The sequence below is a fragment of the endosymbiont of Bathymodiolus septemdierum str. Myojin knoll genome (genome assembly GCF_001547755.1).
Taxonomy (GTDB): Bacteria; Pseudomonadota; Gammaproteobacteria; order PS1; family Pseudothioglobaceae; genus Thiodubiliella.
Window position 1 is genome coordinate 609,027 of record NZ_AP013042.1, and the last position, 22,629, is coordinate 631,655.

At 37.6% G+C, this 22,629-nt stretch carries 21 protein-coding genes; 17 read left to right on the forward strand and 4 right to left on the reverse strand.

Annotated features, from left to right (window positions below):
* Positions 1-58 precede the first annotated feature (58 nt).
* Genes BSEPE_RS03280 through mutM form a run of 3 tightly spaced genes read right to left on the reverse strand, consistent with a single transcriptional unit; the run spans position 59 to position 1,501 of the window.
* Complete coding sequence (locus BSEPE_RS03280; protein WP_066044085.1) at positions 59-292, reverse strand: DUF2798 domain-containing protein; 234 nt, start codon at positions 290-292, stop codon at positions 59-61.
* 1 nt (position 293) lies between these two features.
* Entirely contained in the window at positions 294-704 is a 411-nt protein-coding gene (locus BSEPE_RS03285; protein ID WP_066044088.1) for a S24 family peptidase, read from the reverse strand.
* Positions 692-1,501 carry a bifunctional DNA-formamidopyrimidine glycosylase/DNA-(apurinic or apyrimidinic site) lyase gene (gene mutM / locus BSEPE_RS03290; RefSeq protein WP_066044092.1) on the reverse strand — a complete coding sequence of 270 codons (810 nt, stop codon included), beginning with the start codon at positions 1,499-1,501 and terminating at the stop codon, positions 692-694. Before mutM ends, BSEPE_RS03285 begins: the two co-directional genes overlap by 13 nt.
* Positions 1,502-1,568: 67 nt before the next feature.
* Between mutM and BSEPE_RS03295 the strand changes: the two genes are divergently transcribed.
* The 17 genes from BSEPE_RS03295 (at position 1,569) to BSEPE_RS03375 (ending at position 21,962) form a co-directional block, all read left to right on the forward strand.
* Positions 1,569-2,159 (forward strand): urate hydroxylase PuuD, encoded by a 591-nt coding sequence (locus tag BSEPE_RS03295; RefSeq protein ID WP_083502966.1) that lies wholly within the window; start codon positions 1,569-1,571, stop codon positions 2,157-2,159.
* A 93-nt stretch (positions 2,160-2,252) separates the two neighbouring features.
* Positions 2,253-2,900 carry a CAF17-like 4Fe-4S cluster assembly/insertion protein YgfZ gene (ygfZ, locus tag BSEPE_RS03300; protein WP_066044095.1) on the forward strand — a complete coding sequence of 216 codons (648 nt, stop codon included), beginning with the start codon at positions 2,253-2,255 and terminating at the stop codon, positions 2,898-2,900.
* Between the two features lie 6 nt (positions 2,901-2,906).
* Positions 2,907-4,256: a sodium:proton antiporter NhaD gene (gene nhaD / locus BSEPE_RS03305; protein ID WP_066044098.1), complete on the forward strand. Its 1,350-nt coding sequence runs from the start codon at positions 2,907-2,909 to the stop codon at positions 4,254-4,256.
* Positions 4,249-4,842, forward strand: coding sequence for a type III pantothenate kinase (locus BSEPE_RS03310; protein ID WP_066044101.1), 594 nt, complete (start codon positions 4,249-4,251; stop codon positions 4,840-4,842). Before nhaD ends, BSEPE_RS03310 begins: the two co-directional genes overlap by 8 nt.
* Positions 4,835-6,031, forward strand: coding sequence for a tryptophan--tRNA ligase (locus BSEPE_RS03315; RefSeq protein WP_066044104.1), 1,197 nt, complete (start codon positions 4,835-4,837; stop codon positions 6,029-6,031). Before BSEPE_RS03310 ends, BSEPE_RS03315 begins: the two co-directional genes overlap by 8 nt.
* A 2-nt stretch (positions 6,032-6,033) precedes the next feature.
* The gene (locus tag BSEPE_RS03320) at positions 6,034-6,768 is read left to right on the forward strand and encodes a pseudouridine synthase (protein ID WP_066044108.1); all 735 of its coding nucleotides are present in this window, start codon (positions 6,034-6,036) and stop codon (positions 6,766-6,768) included.
* 53 nt (positions 6,769-6,821) lie between these two features.
* A complete protein-coding gene (gene ileS, locus BSEPE_RS03325; RefSeq protein WP_066044111.1) occupies positions 6,822-9,590 on the forward strand; it encodes an isoleucine--tRNA ligase in 2,769 nt (922 codons plus the stop codon).
* Between the two features lie 13 nt (positions 9,591-9,603).
* Positions 9,604-10,680, forward strand: coding sequence for a 3-dehydroquinate synthase (gene aroB, locus BSEPE_RS03330; protein ID WP_066046079.1), 1,077 nt, complete (start codon positions 9,604-9,606; stop codon positions 10,678-10,680).
* Complete coding sequence (locus tag BSEPE_RS03335; protein ID WP_066044113.1) at positions 10,677-11,297, forward strand: hypothetical protein; 621 nt, start codon at positions 10,677-10,679, stop codon at positions 11,295-11,297. The genes aroB and BSEPE_RS03335 overlap by 4 nt, the downstream gene beginning before the upstream one ends.
* A gap of 5 nt (positions 11,298-11,302) precedes the next feature.
* A complete protein-coding gene (gene gatC / locus BSEPE_RS03340) occupies positions 11,303-11,587 on the forward strand; it encodes an Asp-tRNA(Asn)/Glu-tRNA(Gln) amidotransferase subunit GatC (protein ID WP_066044116.1) in 285 nt (94 codons plus the stop codon).
* 1 nt (position 11,588) lies between these two features.
* Entirely contained in the window at positions 11,589-13,025 is a 1,437-nt protein-coding gene (gene gatA / locus BSEPE_RS03345) for an Asp-tRNA(Asn)/Glu-tRNA(Gln) amidotransferase subunit GatA (protein WP_066044119.1), read from the forward strand.
* A gap of 88 nt (positions 13,026-13,113) precedes the next feature.
* Positions 13,114-15,288: a restriction endonuclease subunit M gene (locus BSEPE_RS03350; RefSeq protein WP_066044123.1), complete on the forward strand. Its 2,175-nt coding sequence runs from the start codon at positions 13,114-13,116 to the stop codon at positions 15,286-15,288.
* A gap of 3 nt (positions 15,289-15,291) precedes the next feature.
* Positions 15,292-16,146 carry a DNA damage-inducible protein D gene (gene dinD / locus BSEPE_RS03355; protein WP_066044125.1) on the forward strand — a complete coding sequence of 285 codons (855 nt, stop codon included), beginning with the start codon at positions 15,292-15,294 and terminating at the stop codon, positions 16,144-16,146.
* The gene (locus BSEPE_RS03360; protein WP_066044128.1) at positions 16,139-17,560 is read left to right on the forward strand and encodes a restriction endonuclease subunit S; all 1,422 of its coding nucleotides are present in this window, start codon (positions 16,139-16,141) and stop codon (positions 17,558-17,560) included. Before dinD ends, BSEPE_RS03360 begins: the two co-directional genes overlap by 8 nt.
* 26 nt (positions 17,561-17,586) lie before the next feature.
* On the forward strand, positions 17,587-19,125 hold the full coding sequence (locus BSEPE_RS03365; protein ID WP_157059381.1) for a hypothetical protein: 1,539 nt from the start codon (positions 17,587-17,589) through the stop codon (positions 19,123-19,125).
* A 28-nt stretch (positions 19,126-19,153) separates the two neighbouring features.
* Complete coding sequence (gene gatB / locus BSEPE_RS03370; protein WP_066044135.1) at positions 19,154-20,584, forward strand: Asp-tRNA(Asn)/Glu-tRNA(Gln) amidotransferase subunit GatB; 1,431 nt, start codon at positions 19,154-19,156, stop codon at positions 20,582-20,584.
* Complete coding sequence (locus BSEPE_RS03375; protein WP_066044137.1) at positions 20,577-21,962, forward strand: protein adenylyltransferase SelO; 1,386 nt, start codon at positions 20,577-20,579, stop codon at positions 21,960-21,962. Before gatB ends, BSEPE_RS03375 begins: the two co-directional genes overlap by 8 nt.
* Here the strand turns inward: BSEPE_RS03375 and BSEPE_RS03380 are convergent.
* Positions 21,959-22,591, reverse strand: coding sequence for a site-2 protease family protein (locus BSEPE_RS03380; protein ID WP_066046082.1), 633 nt, complete (start codon positions 22,589-22,591; stop codon positions 21,959-21,961). The two genes, BSEPE_RS03375 and BSEPE_RS03380, sit on opposite strands and share 4 nt — an antisense overlap.
* Positions 22,592-22,629 lie beyond the last annotated feature (38 nt).

Sequence of the window (22,629 nt, forward strand, 5' to 3'; positions counted from 1 at the left end):
TAGGACTGGGTTTAAGAAAATCACCAATTGGGAAAAAATTGAATTTTGCTAATCATCCCTATTTATGCAAAGGTCTCTTAGAAAGAGACTTTACAACTGCTTTCTTGAAGATTGGTGCAAATACGAATAACAATGGGAAGCCGACTAGCCAAGCAATAAGGTAACTGTGTAGCCATTTGTCAATAGTTTGGTCGCTCCAACCAATGTTCATATAAGTGACAACGAATGACATAATACCAATCATAAATAACGACATAATTAGACTAACTCTTAGATGTACCTTTTTTTCCATTTTATTTTTCCTCTTTATCTTTTGGTTTGCCACTGATACTAAAATCCATTTCTTTGGTTATTGTATTTAAATGGTAGTAATGTAAAGCTTGTTGCTTGCGTTGTTTTTGTTGGACCACACAACCGACGACTTCGAATTCATTTTTTAATTCAATTTCATCGTGTTGTGTATTTAACGGCACCAAAAATTTCTTTGCACCGCGTTCAATGTATTGACGGAAGTACATATCACCGTCGTAACGAATCACAGCGTAAGCACTCAGGTGTAGTTTCATACCAGGGTCGATGATGAGAATGCAGTTTTCACTAAATTCAGGCTCCATATAACCGCCTAAATTTTGCAAAGCAAAGGGTTCTGAGTTGGTACTACAACTGCTTTCTAACATTTCTTGTGGTGTGCTTATGTCTGACATGATGGGCAATAAAACGAGGACCGTTGATTTTGAATAATACGAGTTATTTTACGCTTGCATTGGGTGCAGTTTTCATTTTCACGCCCATACACGGACAAAGTTTGTGAGAAATAGCCAGGTTGCCCATCCACGGAAGAGAAATCTTTCAGGGTGGTTCCACCTGCTTTAATGGCTTGAGAAAGGATGCCTTTAATGCATTGAGTTATTAATGCATAGCGTTTTTTACTGACACTGCCAGCTTTGCGTTCAGGGTTAATACCTGCACAAAATAAACTCTCGCAGGCGTAAATATTGCCGACACCGACCACGATTTTGCTGTCCATTATAAAGGCTTTGATGTTTTGTTGTTTTTTGCGTGACTTATCATACAGGTAGAATTCGTCAAATAAATCTTCTAAAGGTTCAACGCCCAAACTGTCTAATAAAGGATGGCTGTCGTCGTCGGAAAATAGTACGGCACCAAAACGGCGAGGGTCATTAAGACGCATTACTGTACCGTTTGTAAAGGATAATTCAAAATGGTCGTGCTTTTTGAGTGGGGTGTTACTACCCACGACTTTGATTGAACCACTCATACCTAAGTGGATAATCAGCGTGCCAACTTTAAATCGAATGAGCAGATATTTACCGCGCCTATCAATGGTATTAATGACTTGATTGACAAGGGTTACGGAAAGGTGTTTGGGAATTTCCCAGCGCAAATTATCACGATATAAATGAACTTTTTCGACGGTTTCATTAACGATTAATGGGCCAAGTCCGCGTTTGGTGGTTTCAACTTCGGGTAATTCTGGCATAAAAGTTGTTCTCAATTGGTGGAGTAACCCATTATAATAGTCAACTTTACAATAATGGAGAAAAAAGATGGGTTTTATTAATTCGGTAAAAGGAAAGATTATTTTAGGCTTTATTCTAGCTGCTATAGTTTTTGTGGTTTTTAAAGGGCAGGCAAATATGACGCATTACGCCATGACAGTTTGGTTGCATGTAGCAGCAGGTGTTTTGTGGATTGGTCTTTTGTATTATTTTAATTTTGTGCAAGTGCCTGCAATGGGCGAAGCCTTAGCAGATACTGACGGTCCAGGTCCAGCAGCGATTGGCAAATATGTTGCACCAAGAGCGTTATTGTGGTTCCGTATGGCAGCAGCAACAACTTGGATTTTAGGCCTTGTGTTGCTTGCTACATGGAACAAATCTGGTTTTAATATGTCTAATATTATTGATGCATTTATGCTTGCAGAAGGTTATAAAATTATCGGTATAGGCGCATGGATGGGCACAATCATGGCATTCAATGTGTGGTTTATCATTTGGCCAAATCAACAAAAGATTTTAGGTATGAAGGAGGCGTCCGCAGAAGAAATTGCAACAGCTAAGAAAAATGCAGCGCTGGCTTCAAGTATTAATGTTATTTTGTCAGTACCAATGCTGTTAACGATGATTGCATGGCACTAAAATAAGTTTAATTAAGCGTTAAAGTTACTTAAGAAACCGAGGCTTTGTTCTCGGTTTTTTTTCGCTTCTTGAAAAATGGTATAATTCCCTCTTATGAAAATACACAATCCAAAACTCAAAGTCAGCGGTAAAGACGCACAAAGTTTTCTACAAGGGCAATTGTCTAATGATATTAATAAGATTGCTGATGGGCAATGGCAGTTAAATGCTTATTGCCAACACCAAGGGCGCATTATTGCATTAATGTGGGTAGGCAAGCAGGGCGATGATTTCGTGTTGGATTTTTCGGCAGATTTATATGATACGGTGAAAAACCGTTTGACGATGTTTGCTTTAAATGCGCAGATTGCGTTTAGTGAGATTGATACTCAAGTAACACCAACAGAAGATGCCCAAGTAACATTAGCAACGAGTGAAAAATTTATCCCGCAAGATTTAAATTTGGATATTGACGAAGTGGGCGTGAGTTTCACTAAGGGTTGTTACCCTGGGCAGGAAGTGGTGGCTCGTGTACATTATCTGGGTAAGCCAAAGAAAAGATTGTATCGATTTGAATGCGATTTTGAAGTATTACCTTTGGATAAAATAACCCTAAAAGACGAGACGAAGAATGTCGGAACTGTGCTAAATCAAGTAAAATATTGCTTTTTTGCAATTTTGAAAATTACAGAAGAAGAGCAAGCACTTTTTATTAACAATAAGCCTATCAAGTTACTCGAATTGGCTGATTTTCCAGATTAAAATATTATGAAATTAACTAAAATTTTGGCAGTATTGTCATTACTCTTTCCTGTTTTTGCACTTGCCAGTGGTACAGAAGAAAGACTTGATTTAACCAGTCACTGGGTAGGTTATACAGCATTAGTTTTGTTTGTTATTGCTTATATTTTTGTGATGGTGGAAGAATTCACTCACTTTAGGAAATCCAAACCCGTTATTTTTGTGGCAGGTATTATTTGGGCAATGATTGCTTGGGTATACGCTTCTGAAGGCTTACCACATAGTACCGAAGTGGCATTACGACACAATTTATTAGAGTATTCTGAATTACTTTTATTCTTATTGGTTGCGATGACTTATATTGAAGCCATGAAAGAGCGTCAAGTATTTGAAGCACTTAAAGTTTGGCTGGTAAATAAAGGACTATCGTTTAGACAATTGTTTTGGTTGACTGGATTTTTGGCGTTCTTTATCTCGCCAATTGCAGACAATTTAACCACCGCCTTGATTATGGGTGCTGTGGTCATGGCAGTGGGCGGTAGTAATGTTCGCTTTGTTTCTATTGCGTTTGTTAATATTGTTGTGGCTGCTAATGCAGGCGGTGCATTCAGTCCATTTGGCGATATTACCACGCTGATGGTTTGGCAAAAAGGCGTCATTGAATTCTCTGAGTTCTTTAGCTTGTTTGTACCATCGTTGATTAACTTTGTGGTGCCGGCAGCGATTATGCATTTTGCCATTAAAAACGAGTCCCCTGAGGCAGTGCAAGAAACCGCCGCAATGAAACGGGGCGGTATTGTGATTGTGATTTTATTTTTTTTGACGATTGCCACAGCAGTAAGTTTTCATAATTTCTTGCACTTGCCACCAGCAATGGGCATGATGTTAGGCTTGAGTTATTTAATGATAGCATCGTTCTTTATTCGTAAAGGCATCTATGATGATTTTGATATTTTTAGAAAGATAGCTAGAGCAGAGTGGGATACTTTATTGTTCTTTTTTGGTGTGATTTTAAGTGTTGGTGGTTTAGGCTTTATGGGGTATTTAGCCTTTACTTCGGAGTTAATGTACGCCACGCTTGGCGCCACTAACGCTAATATTTTGGTTGGTATTTTGTCAGCAGTTGTTGACAATATCCCAGTAATGTTTGCGGTTTTAAGTATGAACCCTGAAATGAGCCAAGGTCAATGGCTATTGGTTACATTAACGGCGGGTGTTGGAGGCAGTTTGTTGTCAGTGGGTTCTGCGGCAGGTGTTGCACTAATGGGGCAATCTAAAGGGTTTTACACATTTGTATCACACCTAAAATGGACACCTGTGATTGCACTCGGATATGCCGCCAGTATTTATGCACATATCTTGATTAACGGTGTCTAATCTATTTGTTGACATTGGTAATAGTAGTGTCAGTTGGGAGATTGACGGTGATTATCAGAGTGTCAAGGTTAAGGGGTTTGATAGCGGCGTAATACCCATTCATCAAACCAGTACCATTGCTTGTGTGGCAAATCACGCGTTAATTCAACATTTTAATAACCCAATTATTATTCAACCTAAATCGTTCACAGGCTTAGTTTTTGATTATAATTTGGCGCAGTTAGGGGTTGATCGATTTTTAGGAATACTGGCAGGGGTTAAAAAATATCCTCAGCAAAATTTTATGTTAGTAGATGTTGGTACTTTTGTAACCTTTGACAGTGTGCAGAATGGCAAACATATTGATGGCGGTATCGCGCCTGGACTGCAACAACTGCAAGCGATTAAAAAATTTGTAGGCAATGACAGTCAGAAGTCGTGGAAAATGGGTACTGAAAATATGTTGCGTGATACCATTGAGCAACGGTGCAAAGATTTTAAAGGTAAGGTTTTGATTACTGGTGGCGGTCAAAAAATAGTAGAATTAGAACAGGGTGAATACCACCAGAATTTAGCAATAGAAGGGTTGAAAATAATAAATGAATAATAGAGTTTTATCAGGAATGAGGCCAACAGGGCGTTTGCACTTGGGTCATTACCACGGTGTTTTGAAGAATTGGTTAACATTGCAAAATGAACGCGATTCTTATTTTTTTGTGGCAGATTGGCATGCGTTTACCACGCATTATTCTGACAAGATTGACCTTGAAACCAATGTTTCGGAGATGGTGGTTGATTGGTTAGCAGCAGGCATTAACCCAAATACTTCAACGATTTTTGTACAGTCAAAAGTGCCAGAGCATGCTGAATTGCATTTGTTGCTGTCAATGACTACGCCGCTTTCTTGGTTAGAACGAGTACCCTCTTATAAGGACCAGCAGGAAAAGCTCAAAGGTAGGGATTTAGGGACTTATGGATTTTTAGGTTATCCACTCTTACAAAGTGCAGATATTTTGATTTATAAGGCTGGCTTAGTGCCAGTTGGTGAAGACCAAGTGGCACACATTGAACTCACTCGTGAAGTTGCCAGACGCTTTAATTATGTGTATGGACGAGAAGCGGATTTTGAAGAAAAAGCAGAGGCGGCAATTGGAAAAATGGGTAAAAAACAAGCCAAATCTTATCGTCTATTGCGTAAATCTTATCAGGAAACTGGTGACATTGAAGCATTGAGTAGGGCACAAGCCTTGTTAAAAGAGCAGCAAAATATCACCCTTGGTGACAGAGAAAGATTGCTGGGTTATGTTGAAGGTGTTGGTAAAATTATTTTGCCTGAGCCAGAGTCTCTCTTGACTAAAGCATCAAAAATGCCAGGGTTAGATGGGCAAAAAATGAGCAAATCTTATGGCAATACCATTTCTTTGCGTAATACTGCAGAAGAAATCGAGACTAAAGTTAAGCGTATGCCAACCGACCCAGCACGGGTTAAATTAACGGATGCAGGTGACCCGAAAAAATGCCCAGTATGGCAATTGCACAAAGTCTATTCTGATAAGCAAACTTGCGACTGGGTAAAAGATGGTTGCAGCAACGCGAAGATGGGCTGTATAGAATGCAAGCAACCAGTGGTTGACGCCATAAAAGCAGAATTAGGTCCGATGCAAGAACGCATTACCAAGTATCAGGCTGACCCAGACCTTATCAAACAAATTATTCACGAAGGTTCCGAAAAAGCGCGTATTGTTGCCAAGGAAACCATGAACGAGGTGCGTGAAGCAATGGGAATTACTTATTAATTATGGCCGATAGACTACAAAAATTAATTGCCACTGCTGGTTACGGTTCTCGTCGTTGGGCGGAGCGTTTGATTGAGCAAGGGCGTATTGAGGTTAACAATAAAACAGCAGTGATTGGCGAGAAGGCTGAGATGTCTGATACTGTTAAAATAGACGGACGAAAAATTGACCTTGGGCGTTATAAGGAAGCAGAAACTAAAGTGCTTATTTTGAATAAACAGGCAGGTGTTATTTGCTCTAATAAGGATGAAGAAGGACGCCAAAGCGTTTATGATTTACTGCCAAAAGAGTCGCGTTGGGTCATGGTTGGGCGTTTGGACCTTAATACATCGGGCTTATTGTTGTTTACAAATAATGGCGATTTAGCAAACAAACTCATGCACCCAAGTTCTGAAATTGACCGTGAATATGCGGTTCGTGTATTGGGACAGGTAGAAAATGAAGACTTAAGGCAATTAACCGAAGGTATAGCGTTAGAAGATGGTTTTGCTAAATTCTCTCGTGTTACTGTCGGCGGTGGTACAGGTGCAAATCGTTGGTATAAAGTCGTATTGAGAGAAGGTCGTAAGCGAGAGGTGCGTCGCTTATGGGAAGCCTTAGGTTTTAAAGTATCGCGTTTAATTCGTATTCGTTTCGGTGAAATTCGCTTGCCGGATAAACTCAAAGCCAATCAGCATGAATATCTAAAACCAGGGCAAGTTGGATTGCTGTTAGATGCCGTTAATTTAAAAGGCTAAATATCAATCGTATCAAGTATAATAACGCTTTTTAGTATCATTTAATGGCGTTAATGTCTGATTACAAATCCACTTTAAATTTACCTTTTACAAAGTTTGCCATGAAAGCAAATCTTGCTAATCGTGAGCCGAATTTTTTAAAACACTGGCAAGACGATAATCTTTACGCCCGCATTCGTGAGAAAAACAAAGGCAAACAACCGTTCATTTTGCACGACGGACCCCCCTATGCGAACGGTGATATTCACATTGGTCATGCAGTCAACAAGGTACTGAAAGACATTATTATTAAGTCTAAATCGTTGTCAGGTTTTGATGCACCGTTTGTCCCAGGTTGGGATTGCCATGGGTTGCCGATTGAATTGAATGTTGAAAAGAAAAAAGGCAAGGTTGGACATAAAATTGACGCCAATACATTTAGAGCAGAGTGTCGCAAGTATGCCGATACGCAAGTGGAAAAACAAAGACAAGATTTTAAACGCTTGGGTATTTTGGGCGATTGGGACAACCCTTATTTGACCAAAGATTTTGGTTATGAGGCTGATATTGTTCGTGCTTTAGCTAAGATGGTTGAGAATAACCATGTCTCAAAAGGCTATAAGCCTGTGCATTGGTGTACTGATTGTGCCTCAGCACTGGCAGAAGCAGAAGTGGAATATAAGGATAAACAATCCGATGCAATCGATGTCAAATTTAAATTTATTGACCGTGATTTTTTTGGCGTTGATAAGCCAGTTTTTGTGGTGATTTGGACGACGACACCGTGGACACTGCCTGCGAATGAAGCAGTGGCTTTGCATCCCGAACTGGATTATGTTTTGGTAGAATTTGGTGATGAATATTTATTATTGGCACAAGAACTTGCAGAAAATGCACTCAGTCGTTATGATGTTGAAGGTGTTATTACCAATAAGTCGTTTATGGGTAGTGAAATGGAGGGTTTGAAAGTCCAGCATCCATTTTATGACAAGCAAGTGCCCGTGATTTTGGGTGAACATGTAACTACCGATGCAGGTACAGGTGCGGTACATACTGCGCCAGCACATGGGCAGGAAGACTTTGTAGTGGGTTTAAAATATGACCTACCAGTTGAATGCCCTGTTGATGGTCGCGGTGTATTTTTTGAAGATACAAAATTGCTCGCAGGACAATTTATTTTTAAAGCAAATGCCAGCGTCATTGAGATTTTGAAAAACACAAATACCCTGGTAAAACACGAGCCTTTAAGCCATTCTTACCCACATTGCTGGCGTCACAAAACGCCGGTGATTTTCCGTGCAACGCCACAATGGTTTGTATCTATGACGCAAAATGGTTTGCGTGATAGCGTTAATACGGAAATCCCTAAGGTTGATTGGATCCCAGATTGGGGCAAGAAACGCATTGAATTAATGGTCGGTAGTCGCCCTGATTGGTGTATTTCTCGTCAACGATTTTGGGGTGTGCCGATTACGATGTTTGTACATAAGCAAACGGGTGAATTACATCCAAATACGCAAGAACTATTTACACAAGTTGCTTTAATGATTGAGAAAAATGGCATTGAAGCGTGGTTTGAATCAGATATTAAGGATTTTTTAGGTGATGATGCGCAGGATTACGATAAAACTACCGATACTTTGGATGTGTGGTTTGATTCGGGCGTTTCACATTATGCCGTTTTAAAGGCTAGAGATGGTTTGTCAGAGGTTGCTGACCTATATTTAGAAGGTTCCGACCAGCATCGCGGTTGGTTTCAATCTTCATTGATTTCATCGGTAGCAATGAATGGCAAGGCGCCTTATAAGCAAGTATTAACACACGGTTTTACCGTTGACAAAGACGGCAAGAAAATGTCCAAGTCTTTGGGCAATGTCATGAGTCCGCAAAAAGTAGTCAATAGTTTAGGCGCTGATATTTTGCGTTTATGGATTGCAGGAACGGACTATACAGGCGAGATGACCGTGAGTGACGAAATCTTGAAACGCTCAGCCGATGGCTATCGTAGAATTAGAAATACAGTGCGTTTTATGATGTCGAATATGCAGGGTTTTGAGGTGTCTAAACATTCAGTAGGTGCTGACAAAATGTTGGATTTAGACAAATGGATTGTCAGTAAAACAGCAGACCTGCAAACGCAAATTTTAGAGGCTTACGAGCAATATAATTTCCACCACGCTATGCAATTAATTTTAAATTTCTGCACGAATGATTTAGGTGGTTTTTACCTTGATATCATCAAAGATAGGCAATATACCACACAAGAAAATTCAATTGCCCGCCGCTCTGCACAGACTGCTTTGCATCATATGACGCAAGCAATGGTGCGTTGGTTAGCGCCAGTATTGTCATTTACTGCCGAAGAAATTTGGCAAACCATTGAAGTAGAATCTACTGAAAGTATTTTCCTGCAAGAATGGTACACAGAACTCAGTGCTGATTATAACAACAAAGCGATTGACACTGCCCGCACCATTAACCCATTTGTGCGTAAGAAAATGGAAGAAATGCGTAGTGAAAAAGCCATTGGCTCATCGTTAGACGCAGAAGTAGATATTTATTGCAGTGATGCAATTTACCAATCCCTTGCTAAGTTAGGCGATGAATTGCGTTTCATTTTTATTACTTCATATGCCCGCATCCATCCAATTAGTGAGCAACCGTCAGACTGCGTAGTGGTAGGTGAGGGTGTGGCAATCAAAGTAATCAAGTCAACACATAAAAAATGTGTGCGCTGTTGGCATCATCGACAAGATATTGGTAAGAACGATAAACATCCAGAATTATGTGGGCGCTGCGTGGAAAATGTTGATGGTGATGGAGAAAAACGAAAGTTTGCCTAAAATAAAAAAGATAATGAAAACACTTAATTTAGATCTTGGTAAAAACTCTTATCCGATTTATATTGGACAAGACTTATTATCGCAGCCTGATTATTTGACAAAACACATTAGTGGTAAACAAGTAATGATTGTCAGCAATACCACGGTAGCGCCACTTTACCTGGACAAAGTCCAAACTTTATTAGGTAATTACACAGTTGCTTGTGTCATCTTGCCAGATGGCGAAGCATACAAAACTTTAGACACGGTTAATCAAATTTTCACAGCCTTATTAGAAGCCCGTTTTGACCGTTCTTGCACATTAATTGCTTTGGGCGGTGGTGTGGTGGGTGATATGACTGGTTACGCAGCGGCGAGTTACCAACGCGGTGTGAATTTTATCCAAATACCAACTACGCTACTCTCACAAGTAGATTCCAGTGTGGGTGGCAAGACTGGCGTTAATCACGCCTTAGGCAAGAATATGATTGGCGCCTTTCATCAGCCAAAATGCGTGCTGATTGATGTAGATACACTTGACACTCTAGACGAGCGACAATATTCAGCGGGACTGGCAGAAGTGATTAAATATGGCTTGTTAGGCAATGCAGATTTTTTTGTCTATTTACAAAAAAATATCGACAATTTAATGCGTCGAGATAAGGCGTTAATTGTTAAAATTGTCTATCAATCTTGTGTTGATAAAGCCGATATCGTCGCCCAAGATGAATTAGAATCAGGCAAACGCGCTTTGCTAAACTTTGGACATACTTTTGGGCATGCAATTGAAAATACTTTGGGTTATGGCGTCTATTTGCACGGAGAGGCTGTAGCCGTAGGGATGTTAATGGCGACGGCGTTATCTGCCGTTGAAGGTTTTATTAGTAATAAAGACATAAATCAGGTTAAAGATTTATTACAAAAAGCCAATTTACCAACATCTATCAACAGTAAAATAGACTACCAAAATTTTATAGATGCAATGCGTGTCGATAAAAAAACCATTAACGGTGAAGTACGCTTGGTTTTAATGAAAAAAATAGGGCAAGCATTTATCAGTAATGCATACCAACCACAAAACTTAGAACAAATAATTAAGGATTTTCTATGAGTAATCAAGATAAAAAGGATGACGATAAAATCAATAGCAAGCACAGTAAAGTCGCTGATGATGAGGTAATGATTACCACCAAAATGTCAGATTTGGAAAGAATGTTAGAAGGCGTAGAAGAGCAAGCCAACAAACGCACAGACAGTAAGTTTGAGCGATTCTTTATGCCCGCACTTATCGTTTTTGCATTGTTGGCATTTGGTGGTTTTTGGATTATCTATTCCATCACCACAGACATGACCAAATTGGCAAAAGCAATGGACCCAAAAATGGGCACCAATATGACCTCAATGGTAACCAGTATAGACAGCGTCTCAAACAGCGTTGTACAAATGAACCTCTCAGTTGCCAATATGCGTAACGACATTCACAGCATGAGTAAAAACATGGAAAACATAGCGCATAAACTTAATCGTTTGGATGATATTTCTAGCGATATGTCGCAAATTAATGGCAAGATGAGTACACTAAAACCAATGCTTGCTAATATGCAAGAAATGAACGGCAATATGATTGGTATGCAAAAATCAATGCTGTGGATGCAAAAAGATATTTCTCAATTAAGGTCTTCTTTTTCCAAGCCGATGCGTGTATTTAACTCTGTGCCATTTCTATAAGTGCGATGATTGACAGTACTCAAGTTAAACAAATTGCCTATTTAGCCAAGCTTGGCATTGAAGGCAATGAGCTAGACAAAACCACACAAGAGTTAAATAACATCTTGGTACTTGCTGAGCAACTATCTGAAATTGACACTGATGGCATTACCCCTATGTCACATCCTCTGCATATGACTCAGCGCCTTCGAGAAGACGAAGTCACAGAGGTGGATAACGCGACGGCTTTTCAAGCAATTGCCCCGAAAACTGACAATAGACATTATCTCGTCCCAACCGTGATTGAATAATATGCACAACAAAACGATTGCACAATTAGCACAAGGTTTAAAAAACAAAGATTTTTCATCTGTTGAATTAACGCAACATTATTTAAAGCGTATTAATCAATCAAAACTCAATGCTTTCATTACTGTTACCGATGAATTGGCAATGCGTCAGGCACAGGTTGCCGATGAAAAAATTACCAAAGGTGAAGCAGGTATATTGACTGGTATTCCTTATGCACATAAAGATATTTTTTGCACCAATGGCGTGAAAACTTCCGCAGGCTCTAAAATGTTAGACAATTTTATTGCGCCGTATGATGCCACCGTTAGCCACAAACTCAATCAAGCTGATATGGTGATGTTGGGCAAAACCAATATGGACGAATTTGCCATGGGTTCAAGCACTGAAAATTCTTATTATGGCGCAACAATCAACCCATGGGGCGACAACAAAATGCCAGGCGGTTCATCAGGTGGCTCAGCTGCTGCGGTGGCAGATCGGCTGGTGCCTTTTGCCACAGGTACCGACACTGGTGGCTCTATCCGTCAACCTTCAAGCGTGTGTGGTATCACAGGCTTAAAGCCGACTTATGGGCGTATTTCTCGTTACGGTATGATTGCTTACGCATCTAGCCTTGATCAGGCGGGTCCAATGACACAAACTGCCGAAGATGCAGCCTTAACTCTGAATGTTATGGCAGGCTTTGATGAAAAAGATTCCACCAGTGCGCAACGCGATGTTGAGGATTATACTGCCAGTCTAAATGATTCAATTAAAGGCTTAACTATCGGCTTACCTAAAGAATTTTTTTCCGAAGGTTTAGATAATGGTGTGGCTACTAAAGTCATGGCAGCCGTTAAAGAATTCGAAGCATTAGGTGCAACCGTCAAAGAAATCTCCCTGCCGAATTCAGCTTACGCAATCCCCACTTATTATATCGTTGCCCCCTGTGAATGTTCCTCTAATTTATCTAGAATGGACGGCGTTCGTTTTGGTCATCGTTGTGACAATCCAAAGGATTTGGAGGACTTATATGTGCGTTCTCGCACCGAAGGTTTTGGTGAAGAAGTCAAACGCCGCATTATGATTGGTGCCTACGCACTATCCGCAGGTTACTATGATGCTTATTATCTAAAAGCACAAAAAGTCAGACACCTAATTAGCGAAGATTTTAAAAAAGCCTTTAAGGAAGTCGATGTCATTATGGGCCCCGTCTCCCCAACCACCGCATGGGATTTAGGCGCAATCAAAGACCCAGTCGCCATGTATTTAGCCGACATCTACACACTCAGTGCGAACCTTGCAGGTCTACCAGGTATGAGCATACCCGCAGGCTTTTCAGACAAAATGCCTGTCGGCTTGCAGCTTATTGGTAATTACTGGTCAGAATCCAAATTGCTTAATATAGCACATCAGTTTCAACAGGCAACTGATTACCATGCAAAAATGCCTGTATAACTAATAAGATGAACAATAATATTGGCATTAATATATGTATCGATTGCCTTTTTTTTGTAAAATAACTGTAGAAAAATATAGGTAAAAAATGAATACAGAAGCATTAATACAAAAAGCCATTAATAAAAAAATTATTAGTTTTAACAAAGATAGAACGCGTATTACTTATTTACTGCAAAATAAAACTAAAAGTTATAAAACCGAAGAGATTGTTCAAGTTGATGCATATTTAAAGCTAATATTTGATTACAATTATCCAAAAGAAAATATCAAGTTATTTGTGCCAGTCAAAATGGGCTCAGACAATCGTGAAGCTGATATTGTTGTTTATAGTGATAAAACTCACACCAAGCCTTTAATTGTTATTGAGTGTAAAAAATCTGATGTTAGCGAAGCAGAATATAAACAGTCAGTAGCACAAGGTTTTAGTTATGCTGTTAGTATTGGTGCTGATTTTGTTTGGGCAACTTCAAATATTAAAAACGAATATTATCAGGTTTCTAAAAAATACCCACAAAAACACGAAGAAATAGCCAATATCCCAAAATTGGGCGGCAAAGTTGCGGCATATAAATATGCAAAAAATGGTAATAGCGATTATTTTGATTTATCAATAGTGAGTGAAGACGAACTCACTGCTAGATTTAAACAAGCCCATAATGCTTTATGGGGCGGTGGCGAGCTTAATCCATCAGAAGCATTTGATGAGTTAGATAAACTTATTTTTTGCAAAATATGGGATGAAAGAGCATTAAGGAGAACGGGCGAAGCGTATGATTTTCAAATCATTACTGAAAGTAATAATGGCGAGATTGATAATCAGGCAACACTAGATAATTTAGCAGAGCGCATTCACAAACTTTATGACAAAGGTAAAGAAAAAGACCCAGAAGTTTTTAAAGAAAATATTCGCCTGTCGCCTAGTCGTATTAAAACTGTCGTTGAATATTTGCAACATATCAATTTAAGTGCAACAGATTTAGACAGCAAAGGTCGTGCATTTGAAACCTTTATGGGTTCATTTTTTCGTGGAGATTTTGGGCAATATTTTACCCCGCGCCCAATTGTGCAATTTATTGTAGATGCTCTGCCAATCACTCACGAATCAATGGTTTTAGATACCTCTTGTGGTAGTGGTGGTTTTTTGTTGCATGCACTTGATAAAGTTCGCAAAGAGGCGGATGAATATTATCCAGATGGCATTGCAATAGATGGCAAAAAAGAAAGTGCAGAACACCATAACCATTGGCATGACTTTGCAGAAAAAAAATTATGTGGAATAGAAATAAACGAACAAATTGCCCGCACTGCAAAAATGAATATGATTATTCATGATGATGGGCATACCAATGTAATTGCCGCTGATGGATTGCTGCCGATTGATGATATTGTAGTTAAAAATCAAAATAACGAAGATGTTATTATTCAACAAGGCATTACATCACTGACGCAAAATACTAACTTTGAAAATAATAATTTTGATTTTATTATTACCAACCCACCTTTTGGTTCAAGTATTCGTCAAACCGAACAAGCCTATATGCATCAATATAGCATGGCAAAAAAAGATCTAGATTGGCTCAAACCAAATGATAAAACAAAAAATAGAGACAACCAAAGTACCGAGGTTTTATTTATTGAAAAATGCCATAAATATCTAAAAGAAGGTGGCTATTTGGCAATTGTTGTACCTGATGGGATTTTAACCAATTCATCCTTGCAATATGTTCGTGATAATATTGAAGCTGATTACCGCATTGTTGCGATTGTTTCCATGCCACAAACAGCATTTAGTGCCACAGGTGCTGGGGTTAAAAGCTCGGTAATGTTCTTGCGTAAGCACACAGCCCAAACCACAGAAACTATTAAGGCTCAAAAACAATCAATCAAAGATGATATTTTAGGAAATACTCAATTTTTTAAACAATTAAGTGATATAAATACCAATAAAAAAACAGACATTAAAAACTCAATAGGTTTTGAAAATACAGACAATTTAGAGCCCGAAGAATTAAATAAAACCGAGGCTTATAAAAATTGGAAAAAGTCTGTTAATGAAGCATATAAATCAAAAATTGATAATATAAAAGAAAAACTAAACGATAAATATTTAGCAGATAAAAAATCACAATTACAAGACTATGATATTTTTATGGCAATTGCAGAAAATATCGGTTATGACGCAACAGGAAAGCCAACCAATAACAATGAATTAGACTTTATTGGTCAAGAGCTGCAAAGATTTATTGAAAGTTTGGGTTAAATTATGAAAAACGAAATCATTGAGTCGTTTGCAGGTAGTTTTGATACGCATTCACAAACGACTGATAGCGGTATAGAATTTTGGTTTGCAAGAGACCTGCAACATTTACTGGAATATAGTAAATGGGAAAATTTTCAAAATGTTGTATTTAAGGCAAAAACTGCGTGTGAAGTCGCTGGACATGATATATCTGACCATTTTCCTGAGGTCAGGAAAATGGTCAATATTGGTTCTGGTACAAAAAAAGAAATTGTTGATTTTATGCTCACCAGATACGCTTGCTATCTCATTGCTCAAAACGGCGACCCAAGAAAAGAAGCTATCGCATTTTCTCAAACCTATTTTGCCATGCAAACGCGTAAATTAGAGTTAATACAAGAGCAAATACACGGTTTAGAAAGACTGCAAGCCAGACAAAAACTCACTCATTCAGAAAAAGAACTCTCAGGCTTGATTTATAAACATACCCAAAATGATAGAAATTTTGGGGCTATTAGGTCAAAAGGCGATACAGCGCTTTTTGGTGGCAAAACCACCAAAGAGATGAAACAAAAAATGCAAATGCCAGATAATAGAGCGCTGGCTGATTTTTTGCCTGCTATTACTATTAAAGCCAAAGATTTTGCCACAGAGATTACCGTTTTTAACACCAAAGAGCATAATTTAATAACTGAAAATTCCATAACTTCTGAGCATATTAAAAACAATCAAGGCGTGCGAGATATTTTATTAAAACGCGGCATTAAACCTGAAGATTTACCAGCCGAGGAAGACATTAAAAAACTAGAACGCAAACTAAAGTCAATGGACAAGAAAATTTCCAAAAATCCTGATAGATTAGGTGTTGATGATGAGTAATTTTCAACTTTCAAAACAAGTCAACCGCAATAAAATATTCTTAATTAAGTTTAGTGAATTAGGAAGTCGTTTTGAGCCAAAATTTTATACAAATATTTATACAAATAATGAAAAAAAACTTAATAATTCAAAATATGAAATAAGCAGTATTTATGAATCAACAAAATTAGTTAGTGATGGGACACATTTCACTCCAATATATAAGAATAGCGGGGTTAAATTTATTAGCGTTAAAAATGTTAGAACGTCTAAGATAAATTTTTCAAATGTTAAATATATTTCGAAGAAAGAGGCTGATAAATTAGATAGAAGATGTAAACCTATATATGGGGATATTCTTTTAACAAAAGTAGGGAGCATTGGAAGAGCGTCAATGGTTTGTACCAATGAAAGGTTCCAAATTTTTGTGAGTGTTGCATTGTTAAGACCAAACAATAAAGTTTCTTCAAAATACCTAGAAACTGCTTTAAATTTAAATTGTTCTTATTTGCAATATGACAGAGTTGTTAAAGGCTCTGGCGTTCCAGATTTGCATTTAGAAGATATTAGAAAAATAAAAATACCAATCCCACCAAAAAAAATCCAAGCCGAGATTGTGGCAAAAATGGATACTGCTTATAAAAACAAACAAGACAAAGAACAACAAGCACAAGATTTACTAAATAGTATTGACACTTATCTTTTGGGTGAGTTGGGCATTGATTTACCCAAACAAATTGATAACAGTTTAAAAGCAAGAATATTTACCAAAAAAATAAGTGATATTACGGGTGGGCGGTTTGATGCAATAAGCTCACATATGCAAATATATGAAAAATTTTTATTAGAAGGGAAAACAAAAGTCATTAAATTAAAAGCCGTTGTATCAAGTATTAAAACAGGTTCAACACCACATAATAAACTTGAGCCATATGTAGATAAAGGTATTCCATTTTTAAGAAATACAAATATTAGTAATGGTTGTATAAACTTATCTAAAGTTAAATTTATAAAAAATGAATTAAAAAATGAATTAACTTATTCAAGTAAAAATGATGTAATAATTTGTATTGCTGGAACGGTTGGAAATTCTGCCGTAAATACTTATGATAATTTATCAATAAATCAAAATATAACATCTTTGACATTGAATAAAAATAAGATAAATCCATATTTTTTAAATTATTATTTTAATAGTGACTTAAGTATAAAACTTGTAAAAAGACAGTGTTCGATAGCAACAATTTTATATATAAATAATGATAATTTATTAAATTTATACATCCCACTACCACCATTAGTAAAACAAAATCAAATCGCAGAGCGTATTAACAAAATACGAGACCAAGCAAAACAATTACAAATTGAAGCAAAAGACGAATTAGAACAAGCAAAAAAAGAAATTGAAACGATGATTTTAGGCGGTGAACAATGATTTTACGCGGCTTGCTTGATCGTTCATTGGGTAATATGGTTTGTATTCGTGGTTTTGCTAAGTTAGGAGATTTGGCAAATATTTCAATAGCAGATGAAAGTTATCAGCGTGATTTAATTACAGAGCATAAACAAGAAGTTTTAGACTTTTTGCGTGAACAAGAAACGCTATTTTTTCCTGAAATAATTTTAAGTTATAGTGTTGATGAGTTGGTGCTAGATTTGCATCAATTTAAGTATAATGATAAACACTTAAAAATAACAACCAAAACAAATAAGTATAAAAATAAACAAGATGCAAGGGGCAAAGATAGTATGCAAATTGCTACTATCAACATTACAGAGAATATTTATTTTGGGTTTAAAGGTCAAAACAACGTCAAAGGTTTTGGTCAAGCGCCTTTTCGCAGAAAAGATGACAAATCAGTTAATGAAATATTTAAACGCATTGATGGCAATCATCGATTAAGTGCTGCTGATGAGGAGATAAAGGATAACAATATTCAAGATTTAATTACGCCGTTTTGTTTGTTATTATTGCCTAAACAGTTTGAAACAAACGCTAATACATTTGAAGAACTTACCACAGATAAATTGGAAAAGACTATTTTTCACAATATTAACTATAAACACATTCCACTGAAAAAAGAGCATCATTACAAAATGATGATTGGCGATGAAACGGTTTTTACCGATACTAATTTAACGAAAAATTTTGGCGAAGAATATTCTTCTGCAAGATGTTATTTAAACGAATTTAATTATGGTGAATTTGGCAATTTAAAATCAGCATTAGTTGATAATAAATATACTTTTACGCATGATTTACAAAAGTTATTATTAGATAAAGATGGGCAGCAAAGAAAGGGCAGTAAGGATATTAACCAAACATTGAAGTTAATAAACACAATTTATGGCAATCATCCAATATTATCAAAACATAAGCATTATGGTTTGTTAATTGCCTTTGTATATTTTGCAGTGCGCGCCAATAAATCATTATCAGAAAAAGAACTCAATGCTTTTGCCACTTGGGTGGTTGATAATTTTGTGTATAAAATTTCCCAAAAAGATGCAAATAGCATTATTGCAATGTATGAAAATATTATTGAAAAACGCTATAAAGAAATTTTTATTTCAATGGATTTTTCTACAAAATATCAAGCCACTTATCAAGCAATAAAGGGTGTTATCAACGAAATAAACACTGATTTACAAGAAAATATTAAATTATATCCAATGCGTATTGATCAATTTCAAACAGGATATTCTTATAAATTAGATAATGAAATTTTCAAACAAATTGAACAATGCGGTTTGATGATTGCAGATTTATCAAATAATAATGTTAATGTATATCAAGAAGTTGGTTTTGCAATGGGGCTTAATTGTAATTCTGATAATGAAAACATACTATTATTAAAACAAGACAGCAAACAAGATGAATCAGTTGATAGCGAGGTAGGCTTTAATTTACGCTCAACTAAACAATTAAGATTTAAAGATACAGAAGATTTAAGACAATCTTTAGAATCAGAGCTTTTAAAATATTATGAATTGAAATAATACATAGATCATTAATTAGGAATTAAATATGGAATGGGAAACAGTTATTGGGCTTGAAATTCACGCGCAATTAAATACAAAATCTAAGATATTTTCATCAGCTTCTACGCAATTTGGTGCGCAGCCGAATTCACAGGCTTGTGCGGTTGACCTTGGCTTGCCGGGTGTGTTGCCAGTATTGAATAAAGAAGCGGTGAATAAAGGTATTAAATTTGGTTTATCGGTGGGTGCGCATATTAATCAACGCAATGTTTTTGATAGAAAAAATTACTTTTATCCTGACCTGCCAAAAGGCTATCAAACCTCGCAACTAGATTGGCCGATTGTGGGTGAAGGGCAGATTGATATTACCATCGGCAATACCGTTAAAACGGTTGGTATCACTCGTGCACACTTGGAAGAGGATGCGGGCAAATCAGTCCATGATATGTTTGATGATTACACTGCGGTGGACCTAAATCGTGCGGGCACACCGCTGCTGGAAATCGTTTCTGAGCCGGATATGCGTAGCGCTAAAGAAGCCGTCGCTTATGCGAAGAAAATTCACGCTTTGGTACAATATATTGATATTTGTGATGGCAATATGCAAGAGGGGTCTTTTCGCTGTGATGCCAATGTTTCTATCCGTCCGATGGGGCAGGAAAAACTCGGCACCCGTGCAGAACTTAAAAATATTAATTCGTTTAAATTCTTAGAAAAAGCCATCAATCTTGAAGTGCAAAGACAGCAAGATATTTTAGAGGACGGTGGTGAAGTAGCGCAAGAAACACGCCTGTATGACTCGATAAAGAACGAAACCCGTTCAATGCGTTCAAAAGAAGAGGCGAATGATTATCGCTATTTCCCCGACCCAGATTTATTACCGATTGAGATTCCAGATGAATTATTGGTTGAAATTAAGTCCCAACTGCCAGAGTTGCCGCCTGAAAAGAAAGCTCGTTTCGTTAAAGATTTTGGTTTGAGCGATTATGATGCCGATGTATTAACGACGCAAAAACCCTTGGCAGATTATTTCGAGGCAATGTTAAAAGGCAACGAGCCTAACGCCAAACTTTGTGCAAATTGGGTAATGGGAGAACTTAGTGCTGCGCTCAACAAAGAGCAAATAGATATCCAAGCATCGCCTGTTTCGGCGCAAGATTTATCACAGCTCATTACTCGCATCGGTGATGATACTATTTCTGGTAAGATTGCTAAAGATGTTTTTAAAGCAATGTGGGATGGCGAAGGCAATGTTGATGAAATCATTAATGCAAAAGGTTTAAAACAAATGAGTGATACCGGTGAAATTGAATCTATTGTTGATGAAATTATTGCCAACAATGCCCCGCAAGTTGAGCAATTCAAATCTGGTAATGAAAAAATATTAGGTTTCTTCGTTGGACAGGCGATGAAAGCAACGGGTGGCAAAGCTAATCCTAAAATGCTCAATGAAATGCTCAGGTTAAAACTTGGCTAAAACGACTTTGGATTTTGCATCTTTGGGCGAGGATTTTTTTAAACCCGTTGAAACGCAACCGTTAAAAAATAGCTTTATAATCCATAAAAATCAAACGCTTTACAATAAGATTGGTTTGGATTTAGACGATGCCACTTTACTCAAAGTTGCCGCAGGTGAGCAAACCTTTCAAGATACGCAGCCTGTTGCCAGTATTTATGCAGGACATCAGTTTGGACATTTTGTGGCGCAATTGGGCGATGGTCGTAGTTGCCTAATTGGGCAAACAAACGGATATGAATTATCACTCAAAGGTGCGGGGAAAACGCCGTATTCTCGTGGCGGGGATGGTCGCGCTGTCTTGCGTTCTTCTATTCGTGAATACCTCTGCTCTGCTGCCATGCAAGGATTGGGTATTGCCACCACTGAAGCTTTGACTTTAGTCAGTAGCGAGACCGAAGTCTATCGAGAAAATATTGAACCAGGTGCAATTGTGATGCGCACCGCGCCCAGTCATATTCGCTTTGGTCATTTTGAATTATTCGCTTCCCGTGGGCAAAAAACAGAAGTTAAAAGACTTGCTGATTTTGTCATTGAACGCCATTATCCCGAATGCCAAGGTGATAATAAGTATGTAGATTTTTTTGCAGAAGTGGTTAAACGCACCGCAAAAATGATTGCCGGTTGGCAAGCACAGGGTTTTGAGCATGGTGTTATGAATACCGATAATATGTCTATTCTTGGATTGACCATTGACTACGGTCCGTTCGGATTTTTAGAAATTTATGACCCACATTTTATTTGCAATCACTCTGATCACGAAGGACGCTATGCATTTGACCAACAGCCGGGTATTGGACTATGGAATGTATCGCGCTTGGCTGATGCATTACACAGTCTCATTGACGATAAACAGGTCAAAGCTGTATTAGCAACTTATCAACAACATTTAGTGCGTTATTATTCATCATTGATGCGTCAAAAATTCGGTTTGTTTGAAAAGGATGATAATGATAATCAACTGATTGGTAATTTTCTCTCTATCCTTTATCAACACAAAAAAGATTATACCAATAGCCTTCGCAACCTGTCCAGTTTGGAAAGTTTATCTAATGATAAACATTATGAAGCCTGGTTAACAATCTACCAATCTCGCATTGAACAGGACAAAAATATGAAGCGTATTGCGTTAATGAACGCAGTAAATCCTAAATTCATTTTGCGTAATTATCTGGCGGAAGTTGCTATTCGCAGTGCCCAAGATGACAAAACATACAAAGAAATAGACACCTTATTTAATCTGCTTTCTAACCCTTTTGATAATCATTTAGGTTTCGAATCTTATACCAACGAAGCCCCTGCTTGGGCGCAAAATTTAGAAATCAGTTGCTCTTCTTAAAGTAAGCCGCTTGCTTCAAGCATAAAGGTCTGTAATATTTGGACAATGGGCAAGATGACTTTTTCGAAAATACCCAAGAATAATAAACCCAATAGAATGTATAAACCATAAGCCTCTAACTTGTTATATTCATACGCTAATTTATTGGGCAACAAAGAGGCAACTACGCGAGAGCCGTCGAGTGGCGGTAAAGGTAGCAGGTTGAACACACCTAAAACAAGGTTGATACTAATACCAAAACCTGCCATTTTAAGTAAAAATTCGCTGTGCATATCTAATGTAGCCATAACAAGTAAGAGCCATAATAGTGCCATAATGAAATTAGACATAGGTCCAGCAAGCGCAACTAAAATCATATCTTGCTTAGGGGATTTAAGTGCGTTGAAGTTAATTGGTACAGGCTTTGCCCAGCCAAATAGAAATGGAGAGCCGGTAAAATATAAAATTGCAGGCACTAAAATTGTACCAATTGGATCGATGTGTTTAGCAGGATTAAGGGTTAGTCTGCCGAGCATTTTGGCAGTTGAATCACCGCATTTATTAGCGACCCAGCCATGTGCAACTTCGTGGACGGTGATTGCAAAAAGTACGGGAATAACAGCAATTAAAATCATTTGAAAATCAGTCATAGTAAAATCAGTCATAGGTAAAATTAAGGTTTTTTAGA

What these genes read in the sequence shown, in the direction of transcription:
- BSEPE_RS03280 (WP_066044085.1), bottom strand. Translation starts at nt 292, where the DNA reads ATGGAAAAAAAGGTACATCTAAGAGTTAGTCTAATTATGTCGTTATTT.
- BSEPE_RS03285 (WP_066044088.1), bottom strand. Translation starts at nt 704, where the DNA reads ATGTCAGACATAAGCACACCACAAGAAATGTTAGAAAGCAGTTGTAGT.
- mutM (WP_066044092.1), bottom strand. Translation starts at nt 1,501, where the DNA reads ATGCCAGAATTACCCGAAGTTGAAACCACCAAACGCGGACTTGGCCCA.
- BSEPE_RS03295 (WP_083502966.1), top strand. Translation starts at nt 1,569, where the DNA reads ATGGGTTTTATTAATTCGGTAAAAGGAAAGATTATTTTAGGCTTTATT.
- ygfZ (WP_066044095.1), top strand. Translation starts at nt 2,253, where the DNA reads ATGAAAATACACAATCCAAAACTCAAAGTCAGCGGTAAAGACGCACAA.
- nhaD (WP_066044098.1), top strand. Translation starts at nt 2,907, where the DNA reads ATGAAATTAACTAAAATTTTGGCAGTATTGTCATTACTCTTTCCTGTT.
- BSEPE_RS03315 (WP_066044104.1), top strand. Translation starts at nt 4,835, where the DNA reads ATGAATAATAGAGTTTTATCAGGAATGAGGCCAACAGGGCGTTTGCAC.
- BSEPE_RS03320 (WP_066044108.1), top strand. Translation starts at nt 6,034, where the DNA reads ATGGCCGATAGACTACAAAAATTAATTGCCACTGCTGGTTACGGTTCT.
- ileS (WP_066044111.1), top strand. Translation starts at nt 6,822, where the DNA reads ATGTCTGATTACAAATCCACTTTAAATTTACCTTTTACAAAGTTTGCC.
- aroB (WP_066046079.1), top strand. Translation starts at nt 9,604, where the DNA reads ATGAAAACACTTAATTTAGATCTTGGTAAAAACTCTTATCCGATTTAT.
- BSEPE_RS03335 (WP_066044113.1), top strand. Translation starts at nt 10,677, where the DNA reads ATGAGTAATCAAGATAAAAAGGATGACGATAAAATCAATAGCAAGCAC.
- gatC (WP_066044116.1), top strand. Translation starts at nt 11,303, where the DNA reads ATGATTGACAGTACTCAAGTTAAACAAATTGCCTATTTAGCCAAGCTT.
- gatA (WP_066044119.1), top strand. Translation starts at nt 11,589, where the DNA reads ATGCACAACAAAACGATTGCACAATTAGCACAAGGTTTAAAAAACAAA.
- BSEPE_RS03350 (WP_066044123.1), top strand. Translation starts at nt 13,114, where the DNA reads ATGAATACAGAAGCATTAATACAAAAAGCCATTAATAAAAAAATTATT.
- dinD (WP_066044125.1), top strand. Translation starts at nt 15,292, where the DNA reads ATGAAAAACGAAATCATTGAGTCGTTTGCAGGTAGTTTTGATACGCAT.
- BSEPE_RS03360 (WP_066044128.1), top strand. Translation starts at nt 16,139, where the DNA reads ATGAGTAATTTTCAACTTTCAAAACAAGTCAACCGCAATAAAATATTC.
- gatB (WP_066044135.1), top strand. Translation starts at nt 19,154, where the DNA reads ATGGAATGGGAAACAGTTATTGGGCTTGAAATTCACGCGCAATTAAAT.
- BSEPE_RS03380 (WP_066046082.1), bottom strand. Translation starts at nt 22,591, where the DNA reads ATGACTGATTTTCAAATGATTTTAATTGCTGTTATTCCCGTACTTTTT.